Genomic DNA, 14,346 nt, shown 5'->3' with positions numbered 1-14,346 from the left:
CGGTAGGGGGAGTCCTCCTGTTCTTGGATGGGATCTCCAGCCGCCCATCGATCTGCTTTCCTGGCTCAACTTCCCCGGAGCCAGGCCGGCGGGACGGTAGGCGCGGATGGGGATCCGATCCAAGAAAGATGCAAGCAGGGCTAGTGAGGAAAGAGGAGGCAGCGTGGAGGAGCAGGACGCGGCGAAGCCGACATCGGAACGCCACGTGCCCGTCTTGAAGGACCGCTGCATCAATCTCTTGGCTCCCGGTTTTGAAGCCGCACGGAAACGCGGGGAAACGCCGGTAGTCATCGATGCCACGCTTGGCATGGGCGGCCATTCCGAAGCCATGCTGCAGCGCTTCGGGGATCTGCATCTGGTGGGAATCGATCGCGACGAAGAGGCCTTGGCGCTTGCCGGTGCGCGACTTGAGCCCTTCAGCGCACGTACGGACCTGGTTCATGCCGTCTACGACGAGATAGCCGACGTCCTGGAGGATCTCGGCATTCCCGAAGTCCACGGCGTCCTCATGGACCTGGGTGTTTCCTCCCTGCAGCTTGACGAGCGGGAGCGGGGCTTCGCCTACTCCTATGATGCTCCGCTGGACATGCGCATGGACACCAGCCGGGGCCAGACAGCGGCAGACGTAGTCAATACGTACAGCGAAGAAGACCTGGTGCGTATTATCCGTAAGTGGGGCGAAGAGAAGTTCGCCGGAAGGATCGCCAACAGGATCGTTCGAGCCCGCGAACAGAAGCCGTTTGCGACCACCGGTGAGCTGGTCGAAGAGATCCGGGCCGTAGTCCCAGCCGCCGCCGCAAAGAGCGGTGGCCACCCGGCCAAGCGAACCTTCCAGGCCCTGCGCATTGAAGTCAACGAGGAACTGGACGTCCTGGAGCGGGCCGTTCCGGCAGCAGTTGCGGCAACGGCCTTGGGGGGCCGGGTCGTGGTGATGTCCTACCACTCCCTCGAAGACAAGATCGTGAAGTCCGTCTTCCAAGCAGGTTCCAAATCTTCGGCTCCCTTGGGTTTCCCCGTTGAACTGGAAGAGCACAAGCCGGAACTCAAGACCCTTACCAAAGGCACTGAGGTGCCTACCCCAGCGGAAATTGCCGAGAACCCACGCGCGGCGTCTGCCCGGTTGCGGGCCGTGGAGCGCATCAAACCGAGGAGAGTCGTATGAGCACCGCCGCAGCTAAGACAATGCCCTCGGTTGTGGGTAACACGGCGCGCGTCCTTCCCGCGGGCAAGCCGGACACCGCCCGGAAGCCGCGCACGCCGCTTTCCGTGGTGCACAGTGCACCCGGCAAACGCCGCACGCCCGTGGTTGTTTTGTGCGTCCTGGCGTTGGCTGCGGCACTGCTGACGGTACTGGTCCTCAATATCTCCGTGTCCACCGCGCAGTACCGCTTGGTGCAGCTCAAAGCTGAAGCGGCGACCCTCACCAAGGAGAACCAGGACCTGACACAGAAGAAGCAGAACTTCGAAGCTCCCCAGAACCTGGCTGCCAAGGCCGCAGAATTGGGAATGGTCCAGTCCACTGTCAAAGGCCAGATTGATGTGAACACCATGACGGTTACAGGCAAAGCCACTCCCGCGGTCAAGGGAGATAATCCCTCGGCCCTGATCGCACCCCCGGCGATCGCCGGCCAGCTTGATGTGGTTCCCTCCGTGACTACGAAGGAGCCGCTGGAGAACCTGAAACCGTCGGCGCCTGCGGCAAGCGCACCGGCAGCTACCCCGCCGGCCGCCTCAGCGGCTCCGGCCGCGCCGTCTGCTGAACTTCACGGCGGATCCGTGCCGGCTCCGCAGCAGAAGGCGCCCGGCCAGTAACCAACCGTCCACCGATTCAACGCCAGCAGCAAGGAACCAACGTGGCGCATAACTCCGGCAAAACCAAGAAGACGAAAGTGCCGGTGGCCAGGAAGCGCCTCCGGGTTGGTTTGGGGATCATGCTGACATTGCTGCTTGTGGTCGGCGGCAAGCTGTTCATGGTCCAGGGACTGGACATGGGCGGAATGGCAGAAGCTGCCCTGGCCAGCAGGCTCACACCCCAAGTGCTCCCGGCCGAGCGCGGCAAGATCGTCGACGCGAACGGAACAGTCCTGGCGAGCAGCGTGATCCGTTACAACATCGTGGTGGATCAGGTCCTCAATACCGCTACCTCCGACTTCAAGCGGTACAACCAGGACACTGAGACCGTTGAGACAATCACCAGGGACCAGGGCATCTCGGAACTGGCTACCCTTCTGGGTTCCGATGTAGCGAAGGTGCGGGACTCACTGACCGGCGACAAGAAGTACGCCGTAGTGGCCAAAGACATCAAGCCGGAGCTCGAAGACCGCATCACCAAGCTTCGGATCCCGGGAGTCTCGGCAGAGGGCGTGAGCAAGCGGGTCTATCCCAACGGCAGCGTGGCCGGGGGAGTTGTTGGCTTCCTGCAGGATGGAACTACGGGCCAAGCCGGAATCGAGCAAACCCAGGACGAGATCCTGCGTGGCACCGAAGGCAAGCGTGTCTTCGAGATCGGCGCCGATGGCCTGCGGATCCCGGTCGCCACCGACGAGCTGACTCCGGCAGTGGACGGCAGCGACGTTAAGCTGACCCTCAACACCGACATCCAGTATTTTGCCCAGCAGGCCATCCAAAGCCAGGTCAACAAGCTCAACGCCGAATGGGGCGTCATTGTGGTGATGGATGCCAAGACCGGCAACCTGATCGCTTTGGCCGATACGAATGCTCCGGACCCCAACGATCCCGGGAAGGTCGATGCCAAAGACCGCGGCGTGCGCGCAGTGACTGCCGCTTACGAGCCCGGTTCGGTGGAGAAGATGATCACGGCGGCAGCGGTCATCGAAGAAGGCAAGTCCAGCCCCCTGGACCATTTCACTATCCCGTCGTCCTACACGATCGATGGCCAGACCTTCACTGATGCTTTCGAGCACGGGACCGAGGAACGCACGCTGGCCGGCATCCTTGGCTGGTCGATGAACACCGGCACGGTCATGGCCGGCAGCAGGTTGAGTAAGGAACAGCGCTATGACTGGCTGAGGAAGTTCGGCATCGGCGAGAAAACCGAGGTGGGCCTCCCGGCCGAAGCCACGGGCATCCTCGCAAAACCGGAGCAGTGGGACGACCGCCAGCAGTACACGGTGCTGTTTGGGCAAGGTGTTTCGCAGTCGACGCTGCAGACGGTGCGCGCCTACCAAAGCATCGCCAATGACGGTGTCATGCTCCAGCCGAGGCTCATTGACAGTTACATCGATCCCGACGGCGTGGAACAGAAGGTGCCGGCCAAGGATCCCCGGCAGGTGGTCTCCAAGGAAACGGCGCAGCAAGTGCGGGATATCCTCGAAAGCGCCGTGACCGAAGGGCAGATCAAGGACGCTGCGATCGACGGCTACCGGGTAGGAGCGAAGACGGGGACGTCCCAGGCTCCCCGTGAAGACGGGCTCCCCGGTTTTGACGGCTACACGGCATCGATGGTCGGGATGGCACCCATGGACGATCCCAGGTTCATTGTGGAAGTCGTCCTGCAACGCCCGAAGGGAAGCATCTACGGCATCACCAACGGTCCCGTGTTCCGGTCCGTGATGTCCCAAGTGCTGCGGACCTATAACGTCCCGCCGTCCACCGGTACACCCGCGCGCTTGCCGCAGTTCGTCAAGTAAGCTTCTTGGGCGCCTGTTTCGGCCCAGGATCAGATCCCGCACACCGACCGGGCGCCGCTGGCCCCCAGCCGGTCGTTCCACTGAGCACCATTGGAGAACCACGTGTCAGAGCACCATCAGGCAGATTCCAGCGCCACGACGCCCGACGACGGGGAGCCCGGGTTCCGGCCCCGGTCGGTAGCGGCCGTGCCGTTGTCGGAGATCGCCGAAGTGCTCGGCGTCACCGTTCCGGAGCAGGATTCGGGCGGGGGAGTGACGGGTATTTCCCTTAATTCCCGGGCTGTTGAGCCAGGGGACCTCTACATGGCGTTGCCGGGAGCCTCGCGCCACGGGGCCGACTTCGTGCCCCAGGCAGTGGACTCCGGTGCCGTTGCGGTGGTGACGGACGACGCCGGTGCCCGCCAGCTTGCGTTGGCAGGCGAGCAGCCCGTTCCTGTCCTGATTGTCCAGGAGCCGCGTACCGCCGTCGGGCGTTTGTCCGCCCTTATCTACCGGAGCCAGCCCGCAGAAGGTGGCCACCCCACCCTTTTCGGCGTCACCGGAACCAACGGAAAGACAACCACCACCTACTTCATCAATTCCTTGCTGCGTGCGCTCGGCAAGACGCCCGGCCTCATCGGGACGATCGAGATCCTTGCCGGCGGCGATCCCATCCCGAGCCTGCTCACGACGCCCGAATCCACCGATGTCCACGGCCTCTTGGCGCTCATGCGCGAAAGGGGCCTGGAGGCGGCGTCGATGGAGGTCTCATCCCACGCCATTTCCTACCATCGCGTTGACGGAGTGATGTTCGACGTCGCGGGTTTCACCAACCTCACGCAGGATCACCTGGATCTCCACGGTGACATGGAAGAGTATTTCCGGACCAAGGCCGAGTTGTTCACGGCAGCGCGTGCCCGGCAGGCCGTGGTGACGGTCGATGACGGGTGGGGCCGCCAACTGGCACGCATGGCGGATATTCCGGTCACCACGCTGTCCACGACCCCTGATGACGTGGAGGCGGACTGGCACGTTGCCTCGGTTGCTTCCCGCGGACTGGGGACGGAATTTGAGCTCATGCATAAGGACGGCGGGTCGCTGCGCGTGCACACGGGCCTGCCCGGTGATTTCAACGTGGCCAACGCTGCTTTGGCGACTGCCATGGTGGCGGCTTCCGGTGTTGACCTTGAAGTGCTCCAAGCGGCACTTGACCATCACGATCCCTTCACGGTTTCCGTGCCGGGCCGCATGCAGCTGATCTCCACTGCGCCCGCGGCGGTGGTGGATTTTGCCCATAACCCCGATGCCCTTGCCCGCGCGTTGAAGGCTGTCCGCTCAGCCGAAGAGGGTTCACGGGTCATTGTGGTCTTCGGAGCCACCGGGCAGCGGGACCAAGGCAAGCGGCCCACCATGGGAGCGATCGCCGCGCGACTCGCGGACGTAGTCATCATCACTGACGATGACCCCCACGACGAAGACGCGGCCGCCATCCGTGCGGATGTCCTCGCGGGGGCACGTGCCGCCGTTGAAAAAGAAGGACTGGACAGCGAAATTGTCGAGTCCCACCCCCGTGACGAAGCCATCAGGCTTGCTGTGGAACTGGCCACTTCCAAGGACACCATCCTTGTGGCCGGCCGTGGCCACGAAGTGTGGCAGGAGGTCAAGGGCGTCAATCTGGCACTTGACGACAGGGTGGAACTGCGGGCCGCCTTGACATCCAAGGGATTCAGCGTTTCAACGGACCAGCGGATAGAGTCCTAAACCGAGATGATTGCATTTACTGCGGCTGAAATCGCCGACATTACCCATGGCCGCCTGACCGGCAGCGGGGAGCTCGTGCCCGCCTCCGTCGTCACCGATTCGCGGGAAGCGACCCCCGGCGCGCTGTACGTGGCCAAGCCCGGCGAACACGCCGACGGCCACGACTTTGTTGCCGCTGCCTTCGAACGCGGTGCCGTTTTGGCGCTGACCGAACGCGAAGTCGCCGATGCCGGCGGTACGCCGTACGCCGCCGTCGTCGTTGATGACGCAGTCCTGGCCATGGGCGAACTGGCTGCCGAGGCCGTACGCCGGATCCGGGCCAAGCGGGCCGGGCGGGGTGAAGACTTCACGGTGATCGGGATTACCGGTTCCGCGGGAAAGACCACCACCAAGGACCTCCTGGCGGGCATCTTGTCCCAGGCCGGACCCACGGTAGCGCCGCAGGGCTCCTACAACGGAGAGGTTGGCGTCCCGTTGACGGTCTTTGCCGCAACGGAAGACACCCGCTACCTGGTCATCGAGATGGGTGCGACGGGGATCGGCCACATCAAGTACCTCGCGGACATGGTCAAGCCGGACATCGGCGTGGTCCTGGTGGTCGGGACGGCGCATTCCGGTGAATTCGGCGGCGTCGAGAACATTGCCAAGGCCAAGGGCGAAATGGTGGAGGCGCTCAGCGAAGAGGGTACCGCTGTCATCAACCTCGACGACGGCAGGGTGGCCGCGATGCGGACCAGGACCAGGGCCAAGGTCCTTGGGTTTACGGCATCCCCGGCAACGAACGAAGAAGTGGAAGCCCGCAATGTGGTGGTGAACGCCCAGGGCCACCCGGATTTTGACCTGGTATTGCCCGACGGCGGGCCCTCCGTTGCGGTCCACAGCAAGCTCATCGGTGGTCATCACGTGACCAACCTGCTGGCAGCAGCCTCAGCGGCTTTCGCGGCAGGCATTCCCGCACCGGACATCGCGGCCTCGCTGAGCTCCCAATCGGCGGCCAGCCGCTGGCGGATGGAACGGACCGAACGGCCGGACGGCGTCACCATCATCAACGACGCGTACAACGCCAATCCCGAGTCGATGCGGGCCGCTTTGCGGACCCTTGCCGACCTCGGACAGGGACGCCGCACGTGGGCCGTGCTCGGTGCCATGCTGGAGCTCGGCGACGATTCAATCCGCGAGCACACGGCAGTGGGCACGCAGGTGGTCCGGCTCAACATCTCACGCCTCCTGGTGGTGGGCCGTGAAGCCCGTGCCATGTACGTATCCGCCATCCAAGAGGGCTCCTGGGGCGACGAGTGCCTATTCGCCGAGACGGTGGAAGAGGCCTATGAAATCCTGCAAAGCGAACTCCGGCCCGGCGACCTCGTCCTCTTCAAGTCCTCCAACGGTGTTGGGCTGCGGCATTTGGGCGATCGGATAGCATTACCCCCACGGGCCGAGCCCACCGGGGAAAGCGCGGCCAACGGCGCCGCAAGCGAAGGGAACGAGCTGCAGTGATTGCACTTTTGATCGGCGCAGGCGTCGCCCTCCTGGTGGCACTCATCGGGACCCCGTTGTTCATCCGGTTCCTGGTGGCCAAGAGCTACGGGCAATTCATCCGCGATGACGGACCCACCTCGCACCACACCAAACGGGGCACGCCAACCATGGGTGGAACCGTGGTGGTGGCGGCCGTGCTGCTCAGCTACTTCGTGACCCACCTCATCATGTGGCTGATGAATCCGCGGTCGCCCGGGCCATCGGCGTCCGGCCTCCTTTTGTTGTTCCTCATGGTGGGTATGGGCTTTGTAGGCTTCCTCGATGACTACATCAAGATTTCGAACAAACGGAGCCTGGGCCTCAACGCCAAGGCCAAACTGATACTCCAAGCCGCCGTGGGCATCATCTTCGCTGTCCTGGTCCTTCAGTTCCCCAACGAAGACGGACTGCGCCCTGCCTCCACGCAGATATCGCTGGTCCGTGACATCCCTTGGCTGGACCTGGCCTTCGGCGGGACCGTCCTGGGGGCAATCCTCTTTGTGCTGTGGTCCAACCTGATCATCACGGCAGCCACCAACGGCGTGAACCTCACGGACGGGTTGGACGGGCTCGCGGCCGGGGCATCCATCATGGTGTTCGGGGCCTATACGATCATGGGCATCTGGCAGAACAACCAAGCCTGCGGGTCCCCCAGGGAGGCGGGTAGCGGCTGCTACCAAGTGCGCGACCCCATGGACCTCGCGCTCCTCGCCGCAATACTGAGTGCGGCCCTGGTGGGCTTCCTGTGGTGGAACACATCTCCTGCCAAGATCTTCATGGGCGACACCGGTTCCCTGGCCATTGGCGGAGCCGTGGCAGCATTCGCGATCCTCTCCAGGACCGAACTGCTCCTGGCCTTCATCGGCGGCCTGTTCGTCCTCATCACCCTGTCCGTCATCATCCAGGTCGGCTTCTTCAAGCTGAGCGGCGGCAAGCGCGTCTTCAAGATGGCGCCGCTGCAGCATCACTTCGAACTCAAGGGCTGGGCCGAAGTGACTGTCGTTGTCCGGTTCTGGATCCTCGCCGGCCTGTTTGTCGCTGCCGGCCTTGGAATTTTCTACGCTGAATGGGTGGTGCTGCTGTGAACGCAAGCCCGGAAACAGTCTCCGATCGTCTTGAGGGGCTCACCAGTTGGGACTCCGACTGGAGCGGGCTCCGCGTCGTGGTCACCGGGATCGGCGTCTCCGGCTTTGCCGCCGCGGACACGCTCATCGAACTTGGGGCGAAGGTGGTGGTTGTGGACGCATCCACCACAGCCAAGGCACACGCCCAGGCCGACACCCTCAAGATCGTGGGTGCAGTGGATGTCCTCCTTGGGCAGGATGCCGTGAACAGCTTGCCGCTCATCGAAGGCGAAAAGCCCGAACTCGTTGTCACCTCGCCGGGGTGGCGTCCGGACCAGGCCCTGCTCGCGGCCGCCAAACGGAAGCACATCCCCGTGTGGGGCGACGTTGAACTGGCATGGCGGCTAAGAGTGCGCGAAGGCCGTAAGACGGCCGACTGGTTGGCCATCACCGGAACCAACGGCAAGACCACCACCGTGGGCATGACGGAATCCATGCTGCAAGCGGCCGGACTGAAGGCCATTGCCGTGGGCAACGTGGGCACCCCCATCCTGGACGCCCTGCGTGATCCGGTGGATTACGACGCCTTCGCAGTGGAACTCTCCAGCTTCCAGCTTCACTGGAGCCATTCATTGTCTCCAGTGGCCAGCGTGTGCCTCAACGTTGCAGAGGACCACGTGGACTGGCATGGCTCCTATGAGTCCTACTTGGCGGACAAGGCCAAGGTGTACGAGAACACGCAGAAGGCGGCAATCTACAACGCCGAGCAAATCGAGACCGAACGCATGGTGGAAAACGCGGACGTCATCGAAGGCTGCCGCGCGATCGCCTTCACCACCAACACCCCGGCCATCAGCATGGTGGGGATCGTGGACGGTTTGCTCGTGGACCGCGCCTTCATCGCCGAACGCAAGGATTCTGCGGCCGAGCTCGCAGCCCTGTCCGACCTGGGCCCGGTAGCGCCCCGGCACATGGTGGCCAATGCCTTGGCGGCCGCTGCCTTGGTCCGCGCCTACGGTGTGGAACCGGCAGCGGTGAAACAGGGCCTGGTCAACTTCCTTCCCGGTGAACACCGGATCCAGTTGGTTGCCAAGCAGAACGACGTCCTCTGGGTCAACGACTCCAAAGCCACCAATCCGCATGCGGCGTCCGCCGCCCTCTCCGCCTTCTCCAACGTCGTGTGGATCGCCGGCGGCCTCTCCAAGGGCGTCAATTATGACGACCTCGTCAAGGAGCATGCCCACCGGCTTAAGGCGGTTGTCCTGATCGGTGCGGACACCGGCGCCCTGGAAGGTTCGCTGCGGCGACACGCGCCCGATGTCCCCGTGATCCTCCAGCCCAAGGGTGAAACTAAGGAAGTGGAGACCGCAGTTGCCTCACCAATTTTCGGTGAGACCATCATGGCCCAAGCCGTAGCTTCGGCCGCCGATGTGGCAGCCCCGGGCGACACCGTCCTCATGGCACCGGCCGCGGCCTCCATGGATCAGTTCTCTTCCTACGCTCACCGTGGCGACGCTTTCATCCAGGCAGTCCGCGAGCTCGTGGAAGGGCAGGCACAGACCACCGAGGAGTAGCAATGGTCAGCACGCCCACGCGTAGCCGCGGCAAAGAGCCCGACGCCGGTGACTCCGGTTCCCAGCGGACCAAGGCCAAGCAGCCGGTCCGGCTTCGCGGACACGTGAGGAAGTTTTGGGAAGCGCTGGAAGGCCGCAGCAAGGCGCCCAACAGTTCCACCTACTACCTCATCCTCGGGTGTGCCATGGCGCTGACAGCCATCGGCGTCATGATGGTGCTGTCGGCCTCGAGCGTCGAAGCGATCTCCGAGGGCAAGTCACCGTATGCGGACGCCCTCAAGCAGGCAGCCTTCGGCGTCATGGGCCTCATCGCCATGTACGTCATCTCGCGGACCAACGTGAACTGGATGAAACGGCTGTCCTGGTGGGGCTTTGGCATCGTCGTTGTCCTGCTGGTCCTGGTGCAGGTCATCGGCAACAGCGTCAACGGCAACCGGAACTGGGTGGACATAGGCGGCATCACCATCCAGCCCTCCGAAATCGCCAAGCTGGCCTTGTGCGTGTGGATCGCTGCCGTGCTCGCGCGGAAGGAAAAGTACCTCACCAGCTGGTGGCACGTGATTATCCCCGTTATCCCGGGAGCGGGCCTTGTCATTGTGCTGGTCATGCTCGGCAACGACCTCGGAACGGTCATTGTGATTGCGGCGATCATGGTGGCTGCACTGTATTTCGCCGGTGTTCCTGCCCGCATGCTGGCCATCGTCGGCCTCATCGGCGCCGCCGGTGCAACAGCGGGAACCCTCAGCAGTGCCAACCGGATTTGCCGGATCACGTCGTGGCTGGGTAATCCTTCGGCCACCTGCACCGAACAGTTCGACTTCGACTTCCAGTCAACCAACGGCATGTACGGCCTGGCGCAGGGGAGTTGGACGGGTTTGGGGCTCGGGCAAAGCCGGCAGAAATACAACTGGCTGCCGGAAGCACACAACGACTTCATCTTCGCCATCATCGGCGAGGAGCTGGGCCTGGTTGGCACCCTCGTGGTGCTGGTCCTGTTCGCAATCCTCGGTATTGCCATTTTCCGGGTTGTGGTCCGCCAAACGGATCCGTTCCAGCGCACGCTGGCTGGCGGCATCATGGTGTGGTTGCTGGGCCAGGCCAGTATGAACATGGGTGTTGTCACCCAGCTTCTGCCCGTGATCGGCGTCCCGCTGCCCTTCATCTCCTATGGCGGTTCAGCCCTGGTGATGTCACTGTGCGGCGTCGGCGTAGTGTTGTCTCTGGCCCGGGGGCAGCTGCCCCCGCAGCAACGCCCCGGATTCATTCCCGGTCGATCTCCCAAAGCCGCACGAAAGCGTACCCGCACTTCATGACTGCAGATTCACACCAAGCCATCACGCCGTTGTCAGTTGTCCTGGCAGGCGGCGGTACGGCGGGCCATATCAGCCCGCTGCTCGCGATCGCCGACGCGATCCGCTCACAGCGTCCCGACGCCGCCATCCTGGCCGTCGGCACGCCGTCGGGCATGGAAACCAGGCTGATACCGGCGGCCGGCTATGAACTGGCCACCATCGACCGCGTGCCTTTCCCTCGACGTCCCTCCATGGACCTGGTGCGGTTGCCTGGGCGGCTCTCGTCAGCCGTCAAACAGGCCGGGCGTATCCTCGATGATGCCGCAGCAGATGTGCTGGTAGGCGTCGGCGGGTACGTCTGCACGCCCATGTACCTCGCCGCCCGTAAGCGCCGGATCCCCATCGTGATCCATGAGGCAAACCTGAAAGCCGGGCTGGCCAACCGTGTGGGCGCCCGGTTCAGCAGGCACGTCGCCGTAGCCTTCGAGGGAACCAAATTACCCGGTGCCCGCCACGTTGGCATGCCCATGCGCAAAGCCATTTCCGGGCTGGACCGGACGTCTGCGGCGCATGCCGCCAAGACCGCACTGGGCTTGGACACGGACCGCCCTGCGTTGATTGTGACCGGGGGATCCTCCGGCGCTGCCAGCATCAACCGCTCCGTTGCCGCGGCGCTGCCTGCCCTCGCCGCTGCCGGTATCCAGACCCTGCATATCACCGGGACGGGCAAGGCATTACTGAATGACGACGGCGGGCTCCTCGCCGCAGATGGTTACCGGCAGGTGGAGTATGTCGACGGGATGGAGACCGTCTATGCCGCCGCCGACGTGCTGCTCGCACGGGCCGGTGCTGCCACGGTCAGCGAGATTGCAGCCGTGGGCGTGCCCGCGGTCTTCGTTCCCCTGCCGATCGGCAACGGAGAGCAGGCCTTGAACGCCGCAGCCTTGGTCAAGGCTGGGGGTGCAATGCTCGTCGCGGACAAGGACCTGACTCCACAGTGGCTGGAGAGCGAGCTCATTCCGCTCCTGTCCAACCAGCAGCGCCTCAACGCCATGGCCCGGGCAGCTGAAAGCCTTGGTATCCGAAACGCCGATCAGCGGATGGCTGATCTTGTCCTGGAAGCGGTATCCGCATGACCCACACTCCTGTGTCCCTCGAATCGCCCAGGTCCCTTCAGTCCTTGGGCCGCGTGCATTTCATCGGCATTGGCGGCGTTGGCATGTCAGCCGTCGCCCGCATCATGGTCTCGCGGGGTGTCCCTGTCAGCGGAAGCGATGCCAAGGACCTCCCGGTGATGCATGACCTTGCCAAGGCAGGGGCTGGAATCAGCGTCGGATATGACGCCTCGAACCTGGGGGACGCCCAGACCATCGTCGCGGGATCGGCCATCAGGGAGGACAATCCAGAGCTCGCCGCCGCGCGTGCACAAGGCCTTCCCGTACTGCACCGTTCCCAGGCTTTGGCTGCGACCATGGCCGGTCACCGGGTGGTCACCGTGGCAGGCACCCACGGCAAGTCGACCACCACCTCGATGGTTGCCGTGCTGCTCAAGGAGGCGGGCCTTGATCCCACGTACGCCATTGGGGCGAACGTCCCTGCGCTCGGTGTGAATGCAGCGCACGGGTCCTCGGACATCTTCGTGGCGGAAGCTGATGAGTCCGATGGGTCCTTCCTGAACTACCGTCCGTTGATCGCGGTGGTGACCAACGTCGAGGCCGACCACCTGGACCATTACGGGACGGCCGAAGCCGTTTTTGCCTCCTTCGACAGTTTTGCCGCGCTCCTCCCCGCGGACGGCGTTCTTTTGGCGTGTGCCGACGACGCCGGTGCGCGCGCGCTTGCCGGGCGCGCAGCCGCGAAGGAAACCACGAGGGTACTGACGTATGGAACAGCCGACGACGCCGACATCCGGCTCTCCGACGACGGTCCCGGACGCGTTTCGGTCACCGTGGACGGGGCCAATCGTGGCCTGGACCTGCAGGTGCCGGGCCGGCACAACGCGCTGAACGCGGCTGCTGCCTTTGGCGTGGCTCTTGAACTGGGCGTTGATCCGGAGGTGGCCGCTGCAGCCCTGGGCCATTTCACCGGCGCCTCCCGGCGTTTCGAACTCAAGGGCCAGGCCAGGGGAGTGCGGGTCTATGACGATTACGCCCACCATCCCACGGAGGTCAGGGCTGCGCTCTCAGCGGCCAGGTCCGTGGCAGGGCAGAACAAAGTCCATGTCCTGTTCCAGCCGCACCTTTTCTCCAGGACGCGCGAATTCGCAGCTGAGTTTGCCGAGGCACTCGATCTTGCGGACACCGCATTGGTCCTGGATATCTACCCGGCGCGGGAAGATTCCATCCCCGGGGTTACCAGCGCCCTGATCGCTGACAAGCTCTCCAAGGGGCGCCTGGTGAGCCAGGAGGAAGCAGTGGCCGCGGTTGCCGGGGTTGCCGGGGAGGGCGACGTTGTCCTGACTGTTGGGGCCGGAGATGTCACCGCCTACGGGCCGTTGATCGTGGAGCAGTTGGATGGCTAGCACCCGGAAGCCGACATTCAAGCCTGCGAAAGACACTGCGAAGGGCGCCGCGCGGCCTTCAACCGACCCGGACCCGCGGAGCAATGCGGCACCGGGCGATGTCATCAGCGCAGAGCGGATTGTGGAACCCGGGGAAGTTCCTGCCAGGAAAGGGGCCGGTTCCAAGCTTGCTGCTGCAAAGGCAGCAGCAGCCAGGAAGCCCAAAACGGGGCGACCCCCGGCAGGGCAGTCCGCTCCCGACGACAACGTCATTGCTTTTCCGGAGCCGAAGCGTCACAGGACCCGCCGCTACATCCTTTGGACGGCGGCGGTGACCGCTGCCGTGGTGGCGGCCATTATTGCGGGCGCCGTTTTTTCGCCCGCCCTTGCGGTACGGGCCATCACCGTTGACGGGACCAAGCTGCTCACCGTGGATGCGGTGGAGGAGGCCTTGGCGCCTATGGAGGGCAAGCCGCTTCCCCAAGTGACGGAGCAGGACGTCAATGACCTGCTCAAGCCCCTCGTGCAGGTGCGGTCGGCCACCATCGAGGCCCGTCCGCCGTCGGAACTCCTGGTCCACGTGGAGGAGCGCGTGCCGGTAGCGCTGCTTAAGCAGGGCGATTCTTTTGTCATGGTGGACGTCGATGGTGTGCAGCTCGGAGCCACCGCGGATCAGTCGGCGGTGGCTCTGCCGCTCATCGATGCGGGAGCCGGTGCGGGCAACACGCAGCTCTTCAAGGCCATCGCTGCCGTGCTGGACACGTTGCCGGCTGATGTCCTGGCAAGAATGTCCGCTGCCTCGGCTGCTTCGCCGGACGCGGTGGAGCTAAAATTGGTGGACGGAAAGACGGTAGTGTGGGGCAATGCCGAGGACCGGGAACTGAAGGCGAAAGCACTTGAGGCGTTGCTGAAAATGCCCGCTGATCCGAAGGTTCCCGTGAACGTCTACGACGTGAGCGTTCCACGGCATCCATTCACCAAATAGCTGTTTCATAAGTAACCTGCCGC

11 protein-coding genes are annotated in these 14,346 nt (G+C 63.9%); all 11 read left to right on the top strand.

Annotated elements, in window-relative coordinates:
- Positions 1–163 precede the first annotated feature (163 nt).
- The 11 genes from rsmH (at position 164) to OCL88_RS11780 (ending at position 14,323) form a co-directional block, all read left to right on the top strand.
- The gene (gene rsmH, locus OCL88_RS11830) at positions 164–1,162 is read left to right on the top strand and encodes a 16S rRNA (cytosine(1402)-N(4))-methyltransferase RsmH (protein ID WP_193591586.1); all 999 of its coding nucleotides are present in this window, start codon (positions 164–166) and stop codon (positions 1,160–1,162) included.
- Positions 1,159–1,812, top strand: a complete 654-nt coding sequence (locus OCL88_RS11825; RefSeq protein WP_264962636.1) for a hypothetical protein — start codon at positions 1,159–1,161, stop codon at positions 1,810–1,812. The genes rsmH and OCL88_RS11825 overlap by 4 nt, the downstream gene beginning before the upstream one ends.
- A 41-nt stretch (positions 1,813–1,853) precedes the next feature.
- Positions 1,854–3,650 (top strand): peptidoglycan D,D-transpeptidase FtsI family protein, encoded by a 1,797-nt coding sequence (locus OCL88_RS11820; RefSeq protein WP_062096112.1) that lies wholly within the window; start codon positions 1,854–1,856, stop codon positions 3,648–3,650.
- Between the two features lie 102 nt (positions 3,651–3,752).
- Positions 3,753–5,390: a UDP-N-acetylmuramoyl-L-alanyl-D-glutamate--2,6-diaminopimelate ligase gene (locus OCL88_RS11815; protein ID WP_264962635.1), complete on the top strand. Its 1,638-nt coding sequence runs from the start codon at positions 3,753–3,755 to the stop codon at positions 5,388–5,390.
- Positions 5,391–5,396: 6 nt separating this feature from the next.
- Positions 5,397–6,887 (top strand): UDP-N-acetylmuramoyl-tripeptide--D-alanyl-D-alanine ligase, encoded by a 1,491-nt coding sequence (locus tag OCL88_RS11810; RefSeq protein ID WP_264962634.1) that lies wholly within the window; start codon positions 5,397–5,399, stop codon positions 6,885–6,887.
- Positions 6,884–7,993, top strand: a complete 1,110-nt coding sequence (gene mraY, locus OCL88_RS11805; RefSeq protein ID WP_069695348.1) for a phospho-N-acetylmuramoyl-pentapeptide-transferase — start codon at positions 6,884–6,886, stop codon at positions 7,991–7,993. Before OCL88_RS11810 ends, mraY begins: the two co-directional genes overlap by 4 nt.
- Positions 7,975–9,546: a UDP-N-acetylmuramoyl-L-alanine--D-glutamate ligase gene (gene murD / locus OCL88_RS11800; RefSeq protein WP_264962633.1), complete on the top strand. Its 1,572-nt coding sequence runs from the start codon at positions 7,975–7,977 to the stop codon at positions 9,544–9,546. Before mraY ends, murD begins: the two co-directional genes overlap by 19 nt.
- A gap of 2 nt (positions 9,547–9,548) precedes the next feature.
- Complete coding sequence (gene ftsW, locus OCL88_RS11795; RefSeq protein ID WP_166184156.1) at positions 9,549–10,859, top strand: putative lipid II flippase FtsW; 1,311 nt, start codon at positions 9,549–9,551, stop codon at positions 10,857–10,859.
- On the top strand, positions 10,856–11,974 hold the full coding sequence (gene murG / locus OCL88_RS11790; protein WP_264962632.1) for an undecaprenyldiphospho-muramoylpentapeptide beta-N-acetylglucosaminyltransferase: 1,119 nt from the start codon (positions 10,856–10,858) through the stop codon (positions 11,972–11,974). The genes ftsW and murG overlap by 4 nt, the downstream gene beginning before the upstream one ends.
- A complete protein-coding gene (gene murC / locus OCL88_RS11785; RefSeq protein ID WP_264962631.1) occupies positions 11,971–13,359 on the top strand; it encodes a UDP-N-acetylmuramate--L-alanine ligase in 1,389 nt (462 codons plus the stop codon). The genes murG and murC overlap by 4 nt, the downstream gene beginning before the upstream one ends.
- On the top strand, positions 13,352–14,323 hold the full coding sequence (locus tag OCL88_RS11780; protein ID WP_264962630.1) for an FtsQ-type POTRA domain-containing protein: 972 nt from the start codon (positions 13,352–13,354) through the stop codon (positions 14,321–14,323). The genes murC and OCL88_RS11780 overlap by 8 nt, the downstream gene beginning before the upstream one ends.
- Positions 14,324–14,346: the final 23 nt, after the last annotated feature.

Origin of the sequence: Paenarthrobacter sp. PAE-2, assembly GCF_026013155.1 — a bacterium.
Classification (GTDB): Bacteria; Actinomycetota; Actinomycetes; order Actinomycetales; family Micrococcaceae; genus Arthrobacter; species Arthrobacter ureafaciens.
Note: the sequence above shows the minus strand (reverse complement) of the source record. Positions and strands in the feature narration are given on the sequence as shown.

Coding starts and splice junctions, on each gene's coding strand:
- OCL88_RS11810 (WP_264962634.1), top strand. CDS start 5,397: ATGATTGCATTTACTGCGGCTGAAATCGCCGACATTACCCATGGCCGC.
- OCL88_RS11780 (WP_264962630.1), top strand. CDS start 13,352: ATGGCTAGCACCCGGAAGCCGACATTCAAGCCTGCGAAAGACACTGCG.
- OCL88_RS11825 (WP_264962636.1), top strand. CDS start 1,159: ATGAGCACCGCCGCAGCTAAGACAATGCCCTCGGTTGTGGGTAACACG.
- murC (WP_264962631.1), top strand. CDS start 11,971: ATGACCCACACTCCTGTGTCCCTCGAATCGCCCAGGTCCCTTCAGTCC.
- ftsW (WP_166184156.1), top strand. CDS start 9,549: ATGGTCAGCACGCCCACGCGTAGCCGCGGCAAAGAGCCCGACGCCGGT.
- murD (WP_264962633.1), top strand. CDS start 7,975: ATGGGTGGTGCTGCTGTGAACGCAAGCCCGGAAACAGTCTCCGATCGT.
- murG (WP_264962632.1), top strand. CDS start 10,856: ATGACTGCAGATTCACACCAAGCCATCACGCCGTTGTCAGTTGTCCTG.